The 16,800-nt window shown below is 54.2% G+C and carries 13 protein-coding genes; 4 read left to right on the top strand and 9 right to left on the bottom strand.

Features of this window, described 5'->3' with window-relative positions; all coding sequences use genetic code 11:
* Positions 1–17: 17 nt before the first annotated feature.
* From KK062_RS14845 to KK062_RS14835, 3 genes are all read right to left on the bottom strand, one after another.
* Positions 18–470 (bottom strand): hypothetical protein, encoded by a 453-nt coding sequence (locus tag KK062_RS14845; RefSeq protein WP_254085099.1) that lies wholly within the window; start codon positions 468–470, stop codon positions 18–20.
* 30 nt (positions 471–500) lie between these two features.
* Positions 501–1,043 carry a hypothetical protein gene (locus KK062_RS14840; protein WP_254085098.1) on the bottom strand — a complete coding sequence of 181 codons (543 nt, stop codon included), beginning with the start codon at positions 1,041–1,043 and terminating at the stop codon, positions 501–503.
* 188 nt (positions 1,044–1,231) lie between these two features.
* Positions 1,232–1,537 carry a hypothetical protein gene (locus KK062_RS14835; protein ID WP_254085097.1) on the bottom strand — a complete coding sequence of 102 codons (306 nt, stop codon included), beginning with the start codon at positions 1,535–1,537 and terminating at the stop codon, positions 1,232–1,234.
* A gap of 499 nt (positions 1,538–2,036) precedes the next feature.
* Here KK062_RS14835 and KK062_RS14830 point away from each other — a divergent pair, with 499 nt between their 5' ends.
* On the top strand, positions 2,037–2,969 hold the full coding sequence (locus tag KK062_RS14830) for a hypothetical protein (protein ID WP_254085096.1): 933 nt from the start codon (positions 2,037–2,039) through the stop codon (positions 2,967–2,969).
* Here the strand turns inward: KK062_RS14830 and KK062_RS14825 are convergent.
* The 6 genes from KK062_RS14825 to KK062_RS14800 form a co-directional block, all read right to left on the bottom strand.
* Complete coding sequence (locus tag KK062_RS14825; RefSeq protein WP_254085095.1) at positions 2,869–3,267, bottom strand: DoxX family protein; 399 nt, start codon at positions 3,265–3,267, stop codon at positions 2,869–2,871. The genes KK062_RS14830 and KK062_RS14825 overlap by 101 nt on opposite strands.
* Before the next feature lie 98 nt (positions 3,268–3,365).
* Positions 3,366–4,496: an efflux RND transporter periplasmic adaptor subunit gene (locus KK062_RS14820; protein ID WP_254085094.1), complete on the bottom strand. Its 1,131-nt coding sequence runs from the start codon at positions 4,494–4,496 to the stop codon at positions 3,366–3,368.
* Positions 4,493–7,666 (bottom strand): efflux RND transporter permease subunit, encoded by a 3,174-nt coding sequence (locus KK062_RS14815; protein WP_254085093.1) that lies wholly within the window; start codon positions 7,664–7,666, stop codon positions 4,493–4,495. Before KK062_RS14815 ends, KK062_RS14820 begins: the two co-directional genes overlap by 4 nt.
* A 3-nt stretch (positions 7,667–7,669) precedes the next feature.
* The gene (locus tag KK062_RS14810) at positions 7,670–9,139 is read right to left on the bottom strand and encodes a TolC family protein (protein ID WP_254085092.1); all 1,470 of its coding nucleotides are present in this window, start codon (positions 9,137–9,139) and stop codon (positions 7,670–7,672) included.
* 242 nt (positions 9,140–9,381) lie between these two features.
* Positions 9,382–10,362, bottom strand: a complete 981-nt coding sequence (locus KK062_RS14805) for an aldo/keto reductase (RefSeq protein WP_254085091.1) — start codon at positions 10,360–10,362, stop codon at positions 9,382–9,384.
* Positions 10,363–10,434: 72 nt separating this feature from the next.
* Entirely contained in the window at positions 10,435–11,331 is an 897-nt protein-coding gene (locus KK062_RS14800; RefSeq protein WP_254085090.1) for a helix-turn-helix domain-containing protein, read from the bottom strand.
* Positions 11,332–11,487: 156 nt separating this feature from the next.
* Between KK062_RS14800 and KK062_RS14795 the strand changes: the two genes are divergently transcribed.
* The 3 genes from KK062_RS14795 to KK062_RS14785 all read left to right on the top strand — a co-directional run bounded on the left by KK062_RS14795 (position 11,488) and on the right by KK062_RS14785 (position 16,626).
* Positions 11,488–13,758, top strand: coding sequence for a monovalent cation:proton antiporter family protein (locus KK062_RS14795; protein WP_254085089.1), 2,271 nt, complete (start codon positions 11,488–11,490; stop codon positions 13,756–13,758).
* A gap of 178 nt (positions 13,759–13,936) precedes the next feature.
* Positions 13,937–15,463 carry an RDD family protein gene (locus KK062_RS14790; protein WP_254085088.1) on the top strand — a complete coding sequence of 509 codons (1,527 nt, stop codon included), beginning with the start codon at positions 13,937–13,939 and terminating at the stop codon, positions 15,461–15,463.
* A 101-nt stretch (positions 15,464–15,564) separates the two neighbouring features.
* Positions 15,565–16,626, top strand: coding sequence for a GntR family transcriptional regulator (locus KK062_RS14785; RefSeq protein WP_254085087.1), 1,062 nt, complete (start codon positions 15,565–15,567; stop codon positions 16,624–16,626).
* The last annotated feature ends 174 nt before the right edge of the window (positions 16,627–16,800 follow it).

Genomic DNA, 16,800 nt, shown 5'->3' with positions numbered 1-16,800 from the left:
TGGCTAAGCTGCTGTGCTCATTCACCCCACTCGTGATAGACCAACATTTCCGTTCCGGTTTCGTTTATGACCACAAATCCATTTACAGCGGTTGTCTCATTGGTGCCTGGGTCAACCACGATCCACCCTGTTTTAAACACATACGCTTTACTTTTACCCGTTATCTCCGCAGTAATATTCAGTTGATCGTCACGCATAAGGAAAGCGTCCAATCCCCCCTCGTTTACGGTTAAACTATCGACCATCTCCCAGCCGTTTTCCCGCGCGAAGGCAATGACTTCTTTTGAGTTGAATGTTGACGTGGATTCTGACGCCCAGTTCATGATCCGACGGCCGCCCCACGGCCCATGATCATTGCTACTTCCGTTTACAAGGTCACTTTTGAAATCTTCCCAGAACCCGGCCGGCGCAATTCGAGTGCAAGAAAAACCCAGCGCAAGGAATACAGTAAGCGTTGCGATTCTAAGCATGGAAGATACGGTTCCGACGGCGAAAGCTGATCACTTATTCACTTCAACACTTCCCTCCTGCCCATCCAACACCCGCAGGTACTTCGGCGACCGCATCATCAGCATCAACGACTTCAAATAATCGTTGCCAAACCCCACCGAGCGAACCACATCGTACGAAAGGCTGCGCGTACCCAGAATAATCCCACGACGATCCACCAACCGCAACCGGAAAGACCGCTCGTAGACCTCCTCTACCCAGCCCACCAAAATGCTGTGCTCCACATGGCGTGCAACCGAAATAAGTGCGCCTTTTTTCTGGAAATGAGTGAAAAGATCGCGGTCAGCGTCGAGGTTCAGGTCGAGGTAGTTGTCCGGGAACTCGCCTTTCAGATCAAAGATCTCACGTTTAAACGTAACCGCTTCCGACTCCACTTCGCGCAGGAGGAATTTCCTCCGCACAAATACAAATCCATCCAACAAATAATCATACGGATTATCGCGCAACAACGTCCACGTTCTCCCCGTCGAAACAAGCAAGCCATCTAATAACCCCTTGTATCCCTTGATCTTAATTCGCCTGAACCGCCTCATGTCTTCTCTTAATCCTTTTTCCCCCGCATCTGTAACAGCAAAACGGCCGCGCAAGTAACGGCAACGTAAGAAAAAAGGCACTATTCCATCCAAATAAATTTCACGGATCACCCGTCACTTTATTTACCAAACGCTAACTCACATCCCGACACCACATTAGCAAAAAACCCGGCAGCGCCTGCTATCATTTAAGATCCGAGTTTCCACAGGATCATAATAGCCGTGACGACAAAAAATACCGTAGCAAAACGAACCAATGTTGTAAACTGCGCAAACCCTGGATCCGCATATAGCGCAGCATACTGGCGATGATCCGGCAGCTTTACATAAAACCGCGTCTGACCCGACCATTTGCCCTTCAACGCTTTGTAATCCGCATCCGGCAACAAACCCTTTTCATAAAAATGTTTCAGATACCGCAGCATGCCCGCCACCTTGTACTGGCAGAAAAAAACGAACAACAAAAACCAACCGGCAATTAACCATCCTATCATAAGATCATTCCTCCCCGTACCAACAGGGCCTATGTAAAAGCTCACAAATACCAAATATCCTCAAAAACCCGTTAACGCAAAAGTACCATAGGCCTTGTTTCAACCCATCATACCCGTAGTCGTGGATCTGGTTCAAGTCTTCCGACCGAAGGGAGGGCGACTTGGACCTATTCTAATGTCAGTCTTCAGACTGGCGAGCCCCCCCCGCAAGAGGGTCATACCCGTATCAAACCCATGGATAAGCCGTACATAAGCCGTACTAAAGCTATGGTTGACTTACCCCTAACCTATGCCAGACCACCTGTAACGAGTTCAGAAAGCAGGTATACCAAAAGATGTACAAGACCACTACAAGGGCTGTACAGTTACAATTATTTTTGAATGTCTTTATAACTTCTCTACAATTTCCACACAAACTTGCATAGAAAAAATCCGTAGTATACATTCATGGGTTACCACACCACACAAACGGTATAAAACAAAAATACGACACGCAAGCATGGGCAAACAAACAAGCATCATCAAACTGGAAGGCAAATGCGGCGACAAGGTATACTACTGGCATCCGAAATACGGCTGGCTGGTCCGCGATGTCACATCCGTGGACGCCGAACGTATCCTTACCGATCCCGCCTTTGCCCGCGTGCGCGAGAACAATGCCCAGTTTGCGCAAAGTGCCATGTTCGTCAAAGCGTTACGCGCTGCATTCTATCCGCTATTCCAGCCACTGGCCGACACGCACATGACCAGTCGCATAACCAGCGCGATCGCAAAAGCGATCAAAGCCGACCCGGCGACATCTCCCAAAGAACGCCGCCTCGCGCACGGCGACCTTCGCTATCTGATCGATCTGAATTTTAACAAGGAAACACCCTTAAAGAAAATTCTCACCGCCGAGTATAGCATAACAAAGGCCCAGAATACCCACACAACGATCTTTATACCGCAAAGCAACCGTTTCGTAAAAGCGCCCAAAAGCGCCACGCACTTCCGGCTTGTCAGCAGTGTGGCAACGATTTCCTATGACGCAGGGGCGATGACTGTACACACAACGTACAGCGGCTACATCCCCACGCAAAAAGTCGATGCAACGCCCATCACACTGACCAATACCTGCGCATCGCTTCCCAACTCCTTCATGACACACGTAGTGGGCGTGGAATTCTTTCAGGAGACAAATGGCATATACTATCCTCTGCATGCCAAAACCTGCAATGCCCTGGCTATAATCGATGCAAAAAAAGTGGTTCAACGGAAACGCACGGTGGAATATAAGCGAGGTGCAATCCATGCCGGGCGGCAATGTCGTGCACCTCGCACACAACCTCTTTTTAAGAGCGCAACGGAAAGATTGCCCGCAGGCGTGCGTCACGCAGCCAAAGCCCGCCCCAGCCCAGGATCGCAAGGTATACCGGGAACAGCAAGTGGCTGAACAACGGTGCATCTAGGCGAAAATGTGTATTGATCGCGCCACCCCAGAAGCCTGTCAGGAACACAATGCCCAGGATAGCAGTTTGAGGAACAGCATACAGGATCGTTCCAAGTAACGCTAACGCTCCCATCCATACAATGTGATGATCCTGGTAGCCTAGCTCGGCAGCCGATTGAATCACCGGCTCGGGCTTGACAAATTTCATGACACCGTCCATCAGCATAAACAGGATAACGATGGCGCTCATGATACGGCCTGTCCACAGGCGAGGTTTGGAAATGGTGTTGTTGGTTTCCATGGTATTTTTGTTGGTTTATGATACAAAGATATCATTCCACACCTATACCGCCGCGGTGCCCTTATGACAACTATACGGGCAAAAAGTGACAATCACTTTCACTCTGTTTTCTTCGTCTGTGGAACATCCGATCCGTCGCGCACCTCTTCGCTCGCCGCCAGCACAATCTCATCGCCGATACGCAAGTCGCCGTAGATCTCTGTCTTTCCATCGATCGTACGGCCAATGCGCACAGGTGTCCACTGCGCCTTACCGCCCACCACCTTGATGATAAAGACCTTCTCCGGCGCGTTTACCACGGCACGCTTCGGTACGACGAACGTGCTATCCTTCGCCGGCAGCGGCACCACCACATCGGCGATCATACCCGGCAGAAGGCGCTTGTTATCATTCATCACATCCATCTCGATCCGCTCCGCGCGCAACCGTGCATCCAACGCACCCGCCAGCCGTGCCACACGCGCATGAAACGCCTTGTCGGGTTGTGACTTCACAAAGAAATCAACGGTATCATTAGGCGACAAATAAGCTGTATACGCTTCCGGCACCGACACCACCAACCGCAAGTGCTTTTGCTCTTGTAACGTAAACATCGGTTTCTCCGAGCCGCGCCCCGACGGCCCCACATAGGCGCCCGGATTTACATTACGCGCAGTGATAACACCGCTGAACGGCGCGCGGATCGTCAGGTAATCGCGTGTGTTGCCTGCCTCGCGCTGCGAGGCACGGGCTGCCTCCAGCTGCGCCAGATCGGAGTTCATGCGGGCCCGCGCCTGGTCCAGATCGTTAGGCGAAATCGTACCCGGCGTTTTGCTGGTCTCCAGCAAGCGGTCGTAATTGGCTTTGCTCGCCAGGTATACCGCCTCCTGCGACTTGCCGCGCGATTCCGCACCGGCCAGCCGCGAAGAGATCTCCGGCGCCTCCAGCGAGGCCAGCACCTGTCCTTCCTTTACTTCCGAGCCGACATCCACCAATATCGTTTTCACAAAGCTCGTCTCACGTGCATACAGGTCCACCTGCTGGTACGAGATCAGCTCGCCCGGCACGTTCAGTACCGACGACAACAACCCTTTTTTCAAGGACACCGTCTCCACGGCCGACGCCTGGGGTGCTTTCGTTGAACCGGCCTCGCCCGCAGACGTGCTGCAACGCACCAGTGTCGCGGCCAGCACCAATGCGCCGGTAACTTTCAATGTATTCAGATAAGCATTCATAGGATGTACGATCATAGCGAAGTCGATGTATTCGGTATATAAAATTTACTGTCTTTATCTTCCGGGTCGAGCGACACGGAGTCCGTGGTTGTTTTTCCCTGCATCCAGGCAAAGGCCATCGGCAGAACAATCAACGCGGCAAACGTCGAGGCAAACAGCCCGCCAATCACCGCCCGCGCCAGCGGCGCAACCTGGTCACCACCTTCGCCGTGGCCGATCGCCATGGGAATCATCCCCGCGATCATCGCGATCGACGTCATCAGGATCGGGCGCACGCGCAGTGCGACAGCCTCTTTCGCCGCCTCCAGGGCATTGCCCGTCTGTAACCGCAGCTGCTCGGCATTCGTCACCAGCAGCACTGCGTTAGCGATCGACACCCCCACCGACATGATAATCCCCATGTACGATTGCAGGTTCAGCGTCGAACCCGTGATCAGCAATAGCAACAGCGCGCCCAAAATTACCGCCGGCACCGTCACCAGCACCACCATCGAAACTTTGAACGACTGGAAATTGGCTGCCAGCATCAGGAAGATGACGACGATCGCCACCAGCAAGCCCGACTGCAGGCTGTCCAGTGTTTCTGTCAACACTTTACTCATGCCGATGGTTTCCACTGTCAACCCGCGCGGCAGCTCGCCCAGCGACGCCAGCGCCTTGTCAACATCCACGGTTGCCGCGCCCAGATCTTTACCCGTCAGGTTCGCCGTCACCGACAGCACCGGCATGGCACCCAGGTTATCGACCTCGCCATACACCGTATCGGGTTCAATCGAGGCCACATCACTCAGGATCGGTCGCGTGGTATTACGCAACAGCGGGATCTGGCCGATGTCAGATACATGCGTCATCTTATTTTCGGGCACTTGAATCTGTACACTATAGCTCAAGCCGGCCTTCTCGTCCAGCCACACATTCTTTTCGGTATACCGTGACGAAGACGTCGAAGCGATCAACGACCGCGACACGTCCGTCATATCCACCCCCAGCTGGGCCGCACGAACGCGATCGACGGTAATGTTCAGCGCAGGATACTTCACCGATTGCCCGAGCTGCACATCGCGCAGGTAAGGTATTTCTTTAAGCGTGGCAATCACCTTGCGCGCATACGCTTCATTCTGCTTTTTGTTCCGGCTGGCAATGCGCACTTCGATCGGCGTGGGTGAACCCTGGCTCAGGATCTTATCGGTGAGCTCGATGGGCTCAAAAGACACCGCCACGTCAGGCATGTGTTCGTGAATCTGATTCCGGAACTGCTCTTTCAGCTCGTCCATATCGAAGTGATGCTCCCGGTTCAAGCTCACTTGCAGCACCGCTTCCTGCGGGCCGCCGGTAAAGGTATAGATCGGACTGATCGAGAACAGCGCCGGGTGTTGCCCAATATACGCCGAGCTGACGCTGATGTTTTCTTTGCCGACGATCCCCTCCAGCAAATGAATGGATTCCGTCAGTTTTTGTTCAGTACGCTCGATCCGCGTACCGTCGGGAGCCCGAAGGCGCACCTGGAATTGCCCGGAGTTCGTTTTCGGTAACACGTCGCGGCCAATGCTGCTCAGCAACCACGCCGCCGCGCCAATCACAAGCACCAGGTAGCCCAATACCACCAGCCGGCGTTGTGGAAACAGCCGTTCAATAAACGCCACAAAGCCTACGCGAAAGCGCTCGAAGCGGCTCTGCTTGCCTTCTCCTTTTTCTTTATGTTTCCCCACATGATCCTTCATGATCCAGTTCGCCAACACCGGCACAAAAGTCTGTGACAGCAGGTACGACGTAATCATCGAGAAGCCGATTGCCAGAGACAGCGGCAAGAACAATGACCCCGGGATCCCGCTCATCGAAAGCGCCGGTGCAAACACCGCCAGGATACAGAACAAGATCAACAGCTTCGGAAAGGCAATCTCCTTACACGCATCCCAGATCGCCAGCGCCTTGGGTTTCCCCATATCCATATGCTGGTGTATATTCTCGATCGTCACCGTCGACTCATCCACCAGGATCCCGATGGCCAGCGAAAGCCCACTCAACGTCATGATATTGATCGTCTGCCCAAACAGCTGCAGAAACAACACCCCCGAGATGATGGAGGTAGGAATGGTCAGGATCACGATCAACGCGCCGCGGAGATCGCCCAGGAACAATACAACCATCAACCCCGTGAGTATCGCGCCAATCACACCTTCGCTGATCAGGCTCTTCACCGCGTTAATCACATACGTAGACTGGTCGAACTCATACGACAACGTAACATCTTCTGGCAGCTGCGCCTGAAACCTGGGAATGGCCGCCTTCAGGTTCTGCACCACCTCCCAGGTCGACGCATCTGCCGACTTGGCAATACTGATATAGACCGAACGCTTGCCGTTCACCTGAGCATACCCTACAGTGATGTCCGCGCCGTCCTCTACCGTCGCCACATCGCCCAGGTAAAGGTTCTGCACATCGCCTTTAAAGAGCGGAATCTTTTCAAAGTCCTTAATATTCTTGATCGTCGTATTCGTGGGCGTGATATAGTTATAGTCGCCGATACGCACGTTACCCGACGGCGCCGTCTGGTTGTTGATGCGCAGCGCCTCCACCAATTGATCGGGCGTCAGGTTGTGCGCACGCATGCGCTCGGGGTCAGCCTTGATCACGATCGTACGGATGTTACCCCCGAAGGGTGGCGCAGCCACGAGGCCCGGAATCGTGGTAAAGGCGGAGCGCACATAGACGTTGGCCATGTCGGCCAGCTCATTGTTCGAGCGGGTCGGACTACTGACGACCAGTTGCCCCACCGGCAACGTCGAGGCGTCAAAGCGTATAATAAACGGCGGGTTGGACCCCGGTGGAAAGATCGCCTGCGCCCGGTTGGCAAAGGCACTTAGCTCGGCCGCCGCCTGCGCCATGTTAGTGCCCGGGTAAAAGGTAATCTTCATCAAGGTAAGGCCCTGAATGTTCTTGGTCTCGATGGCTTTGATCCCGTTCACAAACAGCATAATGTTGATATACGGTTTGGCAAAGAAAGCTTCCATCTGCGCGGGAGTATACCCGCCGAACGGGTGAGAGAGATAAATCACCGGCAGGTTCATCGCCGGAAAAATGTCAATCTTAATGGTACGCGCCGCGTTAACGCCGAAGAACAGCATACCGGCGACAAGTACCAGGATCGAAATAGGCTTGCGAAGAGCAGATCGTATTAAATTCATAAACTAGTGAGCCTGATTGATAAATAAGTTAAAGTCGCCCGAGGTGGCAGCTTTCAGCAACAGCGCCTGCCACACATTGACATACGCCACGCTCTGGTCGATCTCGGCGCGGTTCAGCGCATACATCGACTGCTGCAGATCTACGATCGTCGTCAGACCGTTTTTATACAGCACGTTCTTCTGTGTATAAGCATCCGAAGCGGCGTTGTACTGCTGCGGCGCTTCTTGCAAGCTCTGCAGGCTGTTGGTCAGTCGCTGGTCCGCCAGGACCAACTGATCCTCCAGCTGCACGCGCACCTGGTTGTATTCATGCCGGTAACCTTCCGCCACAAACTGCTGCGCCCGCGCCTGCTGCCGTACTTTGATCGGGCTGATCAAATTCCACGAAAAACTAATACCGGCCACATAGTTGTACCGCGACGGGTCTACCCCATCGCTATACCGCGACGAATAGCGATCGGGGAACTCCGGTGTATAATTATAGTCGAATCCCGAGCCACGGGCCTGGTACACGCCAAAGAGCGAAATGCCCGGCATCACACTGCGGCTCGCCACGCGGGCCGCCTGCGTAGCCTGCTCGATCCGCGCCTGATAAAATTTTACCTGGGGGTTATCCGTCACGGCCACGCCTGCATTCAATTCTTGTGGCGACTTACCCAACAACGTGCTGTCGAGGACAAACTCCGTAGGCGGTACATTTAAGAGCTGCGCCAGTTGATTGCGCACCTGCTGTTCGTTGGTCCGCAGCTCGATCAGCGACAGCCGCGCCCGCGACACCTCCGCATTCGCCAGCGACGAGTCCACCCCCGGGTTCAACCCCGTCCTCGTCCGCGCCCGCACCGTGCGCTGCACCGCTTCCGCCCGTTCGAGATTAGACCGACCGTTGCGCAGAAACTGCTGCGCCACCAGCAAGTTGAGATACGCTCCGGAAATGCGCACGCGCTGTACAAACTCCTCCTGCTCCAGGTCCGCCGAATCACGACGCACCTGCGCCTTCGCCAGGTCGATGCGCGACCGCACACGGCCGAAGGTAAACACCTCCCAGTTGGCGCTGACAATATAGAGCGCACCAAAAGCCGCATTCCAACGTTGGTCACTGTACGACGGCCCCGCCGACGCCACGCCCAGCACACCCACAGCACCGAGTGGTCCAAATTGACCGTTCACTGTACCATACGCCTGCTGCACCGCCGCAATCACATTGGGCAGGTATTCATTGCGCGCATTGCGCGTGAGGGCCTCCGAGGCATGCAGGTAACTGCGCTTCGCCTGAATGCTTTGATATTGTTGAACACCGGTCTCCACTGCGTCAGGCAGGGCGAGGTATTGCGCCGGTTGCTCACCGGCTGTCTGCGCCTGCTGAGCCTTCGCCCCCAGCGTACTGGCAAGCACCAGAAAGACCAGCACAGCGATTTTATAAATTCGAAAAGAAGGATGAACGGCAACCCTGCCGTTCGGGATCAATAACTGCATAAGAAATATATAGCGTGTGTTGCGTTCAAAAAAGCTACGGCGTGGAGGGAACGTCGCGACTTGACATACTCGTTCAATCGTTTTCTAAGGAGGTAAGTCTTGGTAGTACTAAAAACGTTTATATAGCTAAGTATACGTCGCATACCTGGTTCAAGTCTTCCGACCGAAGGGCGGGCGACTTGGACCCACCCCCAATGCCAGTCTTCAGACTGGCGACGAACCCTGACCGATGCCGATGCCATTCAATGATTCACCAATTTCATCATTCCCTCATTATACCGTTGCCCCACATCCGGATACTGTCGTAGAATCTCCGCCACCCAGGCCAGATCCCCAACAGACAGTTGAACATCCGCCGCCCCGGCATTCTCCTCCAGATACTTCCTTTTCTTCGTCCCCGGAATTGGAATCACATCCTCCCCTTGCGCCAGCACCCAGGCCAGCGCCAGTTGTGCCGGCGTAATTCCCTTCTCCGCAGCAAACGCCTTCAGCGCTTCCGTCAATTTCAAATTGTTATCCAGGTGCGCGTCCTGAAACCGTGGCAACGTCCGCCGGAAATCATCCGGTGCCAACTCCGCCGTATCCAATGTCGCCGTCACCAACCCGCGGGCTAGTGGACTGAACGGTACTAATGTAATACCCAATTCGCGGCACAGTGGAAGAATCTCCGCCTCCACATCACGCGTTATCAACGAGTACTCATTCTGCAACGCCGTGATCGGATGCACCGCATGCGCCTTCCGGATAGACGCCGCCGAAGCCTCCGACAATCCCAGGTAACGCACCTTGCCTTCCTTCACCAGCTCCGCCATGGCGCCGACCATCTCCTCCACCGGTATCGCAGGGTCTACGCGGTGAGCGTAATAGAGATCGATCGTATCGATGCGCAGGCGCTTCAGGCTGGCCTCGACCGCGGTCTTCATATAGGCCGGCGAGCCGTCAAAATACGTCGTGCCGTCCGCGCGGTAGCGAAAGCCAAACTTGGTTGCCAGGAAGATCTTATTACGGTTCGGCACCAACACCTCCGACACCAATTCTTCGTTGCGGCCCTGACCATACATGTCGGCCGTATCCCAGAAGTTGATGCCCAGGTCGAGCGCCCGGTGTAAAGTAGCAATTGACTCCGCGTTATCGAGCGCCCCATAGGCATGACTCATGCCCATACAGCCTAATCCAACGGCAGAGAGTTTTTCAGAAGTGTTGCGTAGGGTTCTGTAGATCATGTCGCAAAGCTAGGATGTCAAGCTTCGCAACGGATTATGGATTTCAAACCAAAAATTATAAAATTCGAATATTTATTTTCGCAGCGAACGAGGGGTCGCTTGGGTTTGCTTCTTGAAAAAGTTATTGAAATACGCCGGGTACTCAAACCCGAGCGAGTAGCCGATCTGCGACACGCTCCAGTCGGTGTGCATCAACAATGCGCGGGCCTCCCGAACGATGCGTTCGGAAATGTGATCGGTCGTGGTCTTCCCGGTAATCTCTTTCACGGCGCGGTTCAGGTGGTTGGGATGTATAGACAACCGTTCGGCGTAATCGTTTGCCGTCCGCAGCTTCAGCGAATGCTCCGAGGCGACAGGAAACTGACGCTCCAGCAACTCTATAAAAAGCGACGCAATGCGCCCCGACGCGCTGGTGGAGTGATGCGTCTCCGTCGGGTGCATCTTGAGGGCCTCGTGAATCACCAGGTTAACATAGTTGCGCAATAGCTCAAACTTGTGCGGATAGTCCGAATCCCGCTCGCAAACCATCTTTTCGAATAGCTCACCGATGTGCTCATCCTGTTGGGGGGATAAAAAAAACACCGGGTTGCATCCCACCTGAAACAACGGCGAATCAAGAATGCTCTCGTTGCCTTTCGCGTTGATAAAGCCGTCGGTAAACAGACAAAAGTGGCCGGCCTGCACCTCCGAGATCGCTTCCCAGGCATACGGCACCTGGGGATTAAAGAATACCAATGCGTTCCGATCGACCTCGATCGTCTTGTCGGCAAAGTATAAATTGCCCTGTCCGCGGATCAGCGAGATCTTATAATAGTCCCGGCGGTTATAGGGTGCATACCGGTTGCAGCTGTCGCGGCGGTATACGTTAAAATGCCCGGTTTCCGAAGGCTTCGTGGGATCGTATGCCGCCGGCCGTTTGGCCGGATAACGGTTATAAAAATCTTCGAGCGTCTCGCTTTTTGGCTGCATCCTCAAAATTATAAAATTCAAATAACAAACGAAAGTTTGCGACGCAGGGTTGCACCAACCTGATCGGCGGCGGCGCAAAAGTGATGAGCGGCAGTCTTTTGGTGACGGACGCCTTTTCTCATTGGCCAAACAATAAAAAAACGATATTTTGCCCGCATGACGCACCTTCCGCAACTCATCACCGACCTCGGGCTCATCCTGGCAGTAGCAGGCATCACAACCCTGCTCTTCAAGAAGATCCGGCAGCCGACGGTGCTGGGGTACATCCTGGCCGGCCTGCTCGTGGGGCCGTACGTCTCGCTCCTGCCCACCGTGGCCGATGCGGAAGGCATCCAGGTATGGTCCGAGATCGGCGTCATCTTCCTGCTCTTCAGCCTCGGCCTCGAGTTCAGCTTTAAGAAGCTCGTCGCCGTAGGCGGCTCCGCCTCCATCACTGCCATTACCGAGATCGCCATCATGATCTTCGTGGGCTTTGTCACCGGCAAGCTCCTGGGCTGGACCACCATGGACAGCATCTTCCTGGGCGCCTTGCTGTCGATGTCGTCTACCACGATCATCCTACGCGCATTCGACGAGCTCGGTGTCAAATCCAAAAAATACGCCACGCTGGTCTTTGGCATCCTCATCGTCGAAGACCTCGTCGCCATTCTCCTGTTGGTATTGTTATCGACCATCGCCGTCAGCCAGCAGTTCGCCGGCGCCGAGCTCGGCATGCAGTTGCTCAAGCTCATCTTTTTCCTGATCCTGTGGTTCCTGGCGGGCATCTTCTTTATACCGACCTTCCTCAAGCGCACGCGCAACCTCATGAGCGACGAGAACATGCTCATCGTCTCCATCGGCCTGTGCCTGCTCATGGTCATCCTCGCCGTCACCGTCGGCTTCTCCGCCGCCCTGGGCGCCTTCATCATGGGCTCAATCCTCGCTGAGACCACCCAGGCCGAACGCATCGAGCACCTGGTAAGACCCGTAAAAGATCTCTTCGCCGCCGTATTCTTTGTATCGGTGGGCATGATGATCAATCCGCAAGTGCTCATCGACTACGCCATACCGGTATTGGTGGTAACGTTCATTACGATCTTCGGCAAGCTCATCAGCACCACCATTGGCGCCATCATTTCCGGCCAATCGCTCAAACACTCGGTACAGGCCGGCATGAGTCTCGCGCAAATCGGCGAATTCTCTTTTATCATCGCTTCGCTCGGCATCAGCCTGAAAGTAACCAGCAATTTCCTCTACCCCATTGCTGTGGCCGCCTCGGCCGTCACCACCTTCACCACACCATACTTCATCCAGAAATCCGAAAGCGTGTACATGTTATTGGAACGGATGTTGCCCGCCCGCTGGGTAAACGGCATCAACCGCTATAGCTCCAGTACGCAACAGCTTTCCGCCAGCAGCGACTGGAAGCTCCTGCTACGGGCGTATACATTGAATATCGTCATCCATACCGTGCTGGCCATCGGCCTGATCGTGCTGTCGCAACGATATCTCTTTCCTTTCATCTCCACCCGCATCGCAAATAGTCCACAAGACAAGATCATCACCGTTGCCATCACGCTCATCGCGATGATCCTGCCCATCTGGACTATCGCCGTACGCCGCATCGAACGCGAAGCCTATGCGCATCTCTGGCTCAACCGCAAGCTCAACCGCGGTCCGCTGATCATGCTGGAGATCGTGCGCGTCGCCGTGGCGGTGGCCCTGGTAGGTTTCCTGCTAGACCGCTACTTCTCAACTCCCGTAGTGATTATCGTCGGCTTTGCCGTTACCATTCTCGTCGTACTGGTATTCTCGCGCAAGCTGCAGCAATTCTACGACCGCGTGGAGAAACGGTTCCTGGTAAACCTCAACGAGCGCGAAGCACAACAAAAGCGCCGCCCCGAGATCGCCCCGTGGGATGCCCACCTCGCAGAATTTGAAGTCCCCGCGGAGTCTCCCCTCATCGGCAACACACTGCAAGAGCTTTCCCTGCGGGAGAACTATGGTATAAACATCGGCCTGATCGAGCGCGGAAACATTACCATCCTCACCCCCGACCGCTACGAGCGCCTATATCCCGGCGACCGCGTCTCCGTCATCGGCACCGACGAGCAGCTCACCAAAGTCAAAGGCCTCTTCGAAGAATCCATCAACGGCCGCAACGAAGAAGAAGCCGCCAAGAACGAGATCATGCTCCTAAACATCACGCTTCAAAAAGACACCTGCCTCATCGGCCAATCCATCCGCAGCACCGGCATCCGCGAGCAAGCCAAAGCCCTCATCGTCGGCATCGAACGAAACGGCAACCGCATGCTCAACCCCGACTCCACCGCAGTGCTGGAAGAAGGAGATGTACTTTGGATCGCCGGAAATAAAAAACGAATCAAAGACTTTCTAAAGGCGCAGAAGCTGCCGGTAAAAAAGCCGACCGAAAAAGAAAATCAATAACAAGACACACCACTGGCGGCGGACACGACCGCGCATGGACAATGGTATACTTGCATGACCAACGGCCCGGTCGCGGCCGGTCAACAGTGTAACTTCGATGTAATACCCGGTATCAAATAGCAGGAATTCACCGGACAGAATTCCCTACTTTTGGCCACACAGCCATTACTCTTTTTACATGGACCGCCGTAAATCATATCTCTTCGATGCCCTGCTGGCAACACTATCGCTTCTCCTGATCGCACTGTATGTCTACACCAATAGCCTGACACGAGAGATACACAATAACGTTGTTGTCGAAGAGAGATTCGAGTTCCACAATCCATTGACAACTATTTTTCTGGAAAGTAACGCCATTGCGCCCCTTCGCCTGCTGATGCTTGCCCATGCATTTTTCACATTGCTGTTACCCGTCGCGGCCATACGCTATTGGCGAAGCAAACGGCAACGAAAACAAACGCTGCTGGCAAGCTTACTACTCTATTTTTGGTCGGGTGTTGCACTTCTCATCGATCAGGGATTTTACCATGCCTGGCTACACTGGATGCATCCGTTGTACGAGTACGGCGACAGTCAGAATTTCCCGTTCGGGGTATTACCGGTCGTGCAAACGGCGTTGTCGTTTATTCTCTTGCGCCTTTTCCTGCCGGGCGTGATCGGCTCCCGTCCCGATCCTGCCGCGGAAGAAGTACCGCTTCGCTGGATGCGTGCGTATCACGGCAAAGTAGACGGCGTGGCAACACTGCTGTTTGGCTTCAAGGTGTTTATGACCTACTTTGTGTACAGTTATTATGATTCATTTTTGCCTACTTCATCGTATCATAACATGTCGCCTGCTTTCGCCAGTGTGGTCGCGCTGACGACGTGGCTGGTGGAGGTGTGGATCAGCTACGTCGTTACAGAGTTTTTCTTCCAGCTGACGCCGGGCAAAGTACTAACCGGCGTGATGGTCGCAAATGACCACGGCGCCGGTCGGGCGTCGTTCGGCAAAGTCCTGATGCGCAATATTGTCCGCCTCGTGCCGTTTAACCGTTATTCGTTTCTGCTGGGCCGCGGCGGCTGGCACGATACCCTGTCGCGGACACAGTTGGTATACTGGGCCGGAAGCCATCCGATGGTGCGGCAAAACAACCTGGTCGTCGGCGCAAGTTTTGTCTTCGGCACGTTCTGCTGCTGGCTTTTGGTGGCTTCGATTTTCAAACTAACCAATCAGGATTATTTCCTTGAAAGCATCGCTTCTGCACCGTTCCTCTTGGTGCTCATATTCCTGTGGATATTCATGTCGCTGCTTACCGGCTGGCTGGCCACTGTGTCGAACGTTGCGCAAAACCACGCACAGGCCGGGTCGAAGACCGAAGGCAAACATTTCCTGAAGATAATAGCATGCTGGATCCCGATACTCAACTTCACAATGCCCGCCGTCGTGCTCGATAAAGTCGCTGAAAACTTTAGTCAAAATTCCGACAATCCGGAGATCGCTGAAACATTCTACCAGCTAAACCGCTTTTTTTGCCGTGCGTTCGGAGCTTTTTCCACACTGGTTTATCTTGGCTTGCTGACAATGCGCTACGCCAACCCGGCGAATGGACAGGTCCTGGCTGCGCTGCTGCTCTCGCTGGGTGGCATCGTAGCCTGCATCGCCGTCGTGCGCTATGCGCGCTGGCTGAATACATTTCTGCAGGGACTACCCGCTACCGAAAGCTAAAAACCCCCGGCATTCCGGCCATCCTGCACTATACCGTTTGAAATCCACCGGAAATCGATTGATCTTGATGGAAGTTTAGCAAAAAATTATAACATTGTGGGATGAGAGGTCAGACTATGGAGTACATCCACCCGATACGGATCGACAGCGAGTCGCGCATTCCCAAATATCACCAGATCGTCAACTCGATCGTCGGCGATATCGAAAAAGGTCTCCTGACCGTGGGCCAGCGCATACCGTCCATCAACGAGATCAGTGAAGAGTATTACCTCTCGCGCGATACCGTCGAGAAAGCCTATAATTACCTCAAGGAAAAACAGATCATCGTGTCCGCGAAGGGCAAAGGCTACTACGTCGCCCGCACGGTGCTTCCCTCGCGCATCAACATCCTCTGCCTGCTCAACAAGCTCAGCTCCTATAAACTACAAATCTACAATTCCTTCGTCAGCAGCCTGGGCACAAACGCCCACGTAGACCTCACCATCTTCCACGCGGATCCCAACATCTTTCTCACAGCCCTGCGCGAAGGCACCGGCCGCTACGACTACTTCGTCGTCATGCCCCACTTCAAAGACGAGCACCTCGCCCACGAAAGCACCACCGCCGACGTGCTCGAAGCCCTGCGCAAGATTCCCGAAGATCGGTTGCTACTACTCGACAACTATCTCCCCGAGCTCAAACGCGACGTCGCCTCTGTCTACCAGGACTTCAAAACCGACATCTACGACGCCCTGCGCGAAGGCCAGTCACGCCTGAAACAATACGACAAGCTCATCCTGGTATACCCCCGTAAAACCGTCTACCCCTACCCCCTCGAAATCCTCCAGGGTTTCCAAAAGTTCTGCTCCGACGCCGGCTTCGACTTCGAAATACTCGAAGAACTTTACAACGACATGGAGCTGCAGCCCAAGGATGCTTATATTACGATAGAAGAAAATGATTTAGTGCGGCTGATCAAGCAGGTGCGCGATAAGAAGTTTATGCTGGGGAAAGATATAGGGGTGATCTCGTATAATGATACGCCACTGAAAGATCTCCTGGGCATAACCGTGATCTCCACAGACTTTCAGGTCATGGGAGAGACAGCGGCCTATATGATCTTGAAGAAGAAACGCGAGACAGTAAAAAATGTATTCCGGTTCATCGATCGCGGTTCGGTATAAGAAGCGTTAGCGGAGGCGCGGTACTTGTGACTGCAATACAAAAATGCCATCAAAACCTGGTTCAAGTCTTCCGACCGAAGGGAGGCGACTTGGACCTCCCCAATGCCAGTCTTCAGACAGGCCAGGCCCCCCTCCCACCCCCCTTCTCCGCTCTCACACTTCACGCGCCCCCCC

Origin of the sequence: Dawidia cretensis, from assembly GCF_018598175.1 — a bacterium.
Taxonomy (GTDB): domain Bacteria; phylum Bacteroidota; class Bacteroidia; order Cytophagales; family Cyclobacteriaceae; genus Ohtaekwangia; species Ohtaekwangia cretensis.
The sequence above is the reverse complement of the archived record's forward strand: the minus strand, read 5'-3'. Positions and strand labels throughout refer to the sequence as shown.